Here is a 2160-nt window from a genome sequence, read left to right on the forward strand (position 1 = left end):
CAACTTCTCCTGGCTGAGCTTCTGGGTCCGGGAGAGCAGGATGGTGCCGGCGGCTTCGATCTGGTTGTTGTAGAACTCGCCGAAGTTCTTCATATAGACCTTCACCTTGGTAGCGTCTGCCACGGTGACGAAGCTGTTGAGCTTCATGTTCTCCGTGTCGGCCACGGTGTTCTCCACCGCCACGATCACGTCGGAGAGCTTGCCCACGCCGGAGGGTTCGATGAGGATGCGGTCGGGGTGGAACTGGGCCTGCACATCCTTGAGGGCCTTGTTGAAATCGCCCACCAGAGAGCAGCAGATGCACCCGGAGGACATCTCGGAGATCTGGACGCCGGATTCCTTCAAGAAGCCGCCGTCAATGCTGATCTCACCGAACTCGTTTTCGATCAGCACCAGCTTTTCGCCCTGGAAGGCCTCCGCCAGCAGCTTCTTGATGAGGGTCGTCTTACCGGCACCCAAAAAGCCGGAGATGATGTCGATTTTGGTCATGTAATCAAGTCCTTTGCAATAAAATTTCCGAACAGAATCAATATACCACCAAACGCAAAAAAAGCAACGCTCTTATGGGAAATTTCCCCCGTTTTTTGGGAAAACAGACCGCCGCCGGGCCAAAACGGCCCGGGAGCGGCCCCGGCTGCGGCACTGTGTTCGACGGCGTTCCACCCGGGGCTGGAAGGCCCGCGCCTCCCGGGCCACGGTGTCGGCCAGAAGGAGCAGGCTCAGAAGGTTGGGAACGGCCATCAGGGCGTTGAAAAGGTCGGAGAGACCCCACACCAGATGCAGGGGCTCCACGGCACCGGGCAGCGCCGCGAGACAAAATGCCGCCCGATAGAGCCGCAGATGCCGGACGCCGAAGAGGTATTCAAAGGCCTTTTCCCCCAGGTACTCCCAGCCCAGGATGGTGGAAAAGGCGAACAGGGCCACGGCGATGCTGACAAACACCGCGCCGCCCCGGCCCAGCACCGTCTCAAAGGCCAGAATGGTCAGCCGGGCGCCGTTGAGGGGCGCTCCCGTGCGGGGGTCCGCGGTGCCCAGGACGCCGGAGGTGCAGATGCAGAGGCCGGTGACGGTGCAGACCACCATGGTGTCGAAAAAGGTGCCGGTCATGCTGATGTAGCCCTGCTGCACAGGGTGGTCGGAGGCGGAGGCGGCCGCAATGATGGCGGCGGAGCCCATGCCCGCCTCATTGGAAAAGCACCCCCGGGAGATGCCGAAGTGGACGCACCGGAACCATGCGGCAGCGGCAGAACCGGCGGCGCCTCCGGCGGCGGCCCGGGGAGAGAGGGCCATGGTGAAGAGATCAACCATCGCCCCGGGCAGGGCGGAGCGGTTGCCCCAGATCACCGCGAGACCGGCGGCCAGATAGAAAAGCGCCATGGCGGGAACCAGAACGGTGGAGATTCGGGAGACGCTGCGGATGCCGCCCAGCACGGCAAAAAGAGCCAGCACCGTCACCACAGTGCCGGTCAGCAGGGGAGAGATGTGGAAAACGCTGTCCAGGGCCTGGGCGATGGAGTGGGACTGGGTCATGTTGCCGATGCCGAAAGAGGCCAGAACTGTGGAGAGGGCGAAGAGAAAAGCCAGCAAACCGCCCAGCCACCGGGGGGAGACGGCCTTGCGCATGGTGTACATGGGGCCGCCGGACCACTCGCCCCGGGCATTGACCTCCCGGTATTTGACCGCCAGCATGCACTCGGCGAATTTGGAACTCAGGCCGAAGGCGGCGGAGAGTTCCATCCACACCAGGGCACCGGGGCCGCCGGCGGTGAGAGCAGTGGCCACACCCACGATGTTTCCTGTGCCGATGGTGGCAGCCAGCGCCGTCATCAGGGCGGAAAAGGGGGACACGGACCCGGCGCCGCCGGAGCGGACCCGGGACTGACGGCCCAGAGCGCTGCGCAGGGCGTAGCCCAGATTGCGCCAGGGGAGAAACCGGGTCCGAACGGTGAGATAGATGGCGGTCCCCATCAGCAGCACCAGCATCCCCGGGCCCCACATCTGCTGGTCCGCCCACTGGACCCACTGGGAAAACGTCATAACCCCGCTCCTTTCACGCCCGGACCGCGGCCCGGCGGATGTTGTCCGGCCGGAACCGGGTGAAAAGGCGGCCCGGTCCGGCGGTAAAAGAGCGTATGCGCCCGGGGGTCGAAAACATGACGA

The 2160-nt window shown here is 64.0% G+C and carries 2 protein-coding genes; both read right to left on the reverse strand.

Going from position 1 to position 2160, the window contains the following annotated elements; translation table 11 throughout:
- The coding region (locus tag QZL67_RS01060; RefSeq protein WP_292919613.1) for a GTP-binding protein at positions 1–489 on the reverse strand (489 nt) is incomplete at its 3' end.
- A 72-nt stretch (positions 490–561) separates the two neighbouring features.
- The gene (locus QZL67_RS01065) at positions 562–2037 is read right to left on the reverse strand and encodes a sodium:alanine symporter family protein (protein ID WP_022288937.1); all 1476 of its coding nucleotides are present in this window, start codon (positions 2035–2037) and stop codon (positions 562–564) included.
- Positions 2038–2160 lie beyond the last annotated feature (123 nt).

The sequence above is a fragment of the Oscillibacter sp. CAG:155 genome, from assembly GCA_000436875.1.
Taxonomy (GTDB): Bacteria; Bacillota; Clostridia; order Oscillospirales; family Oscillospiraceae; genus Oscillibacter.

Coding starts and splice junctions, on each gene's coding strand:
- QZL67_RS01065 (WP_022288937.1), bottom strand. CDS start 2,037: ATGACGTTTTCCCAGTGGGTCCAGTGGGCGGACCAGCAGATGTGGGGC.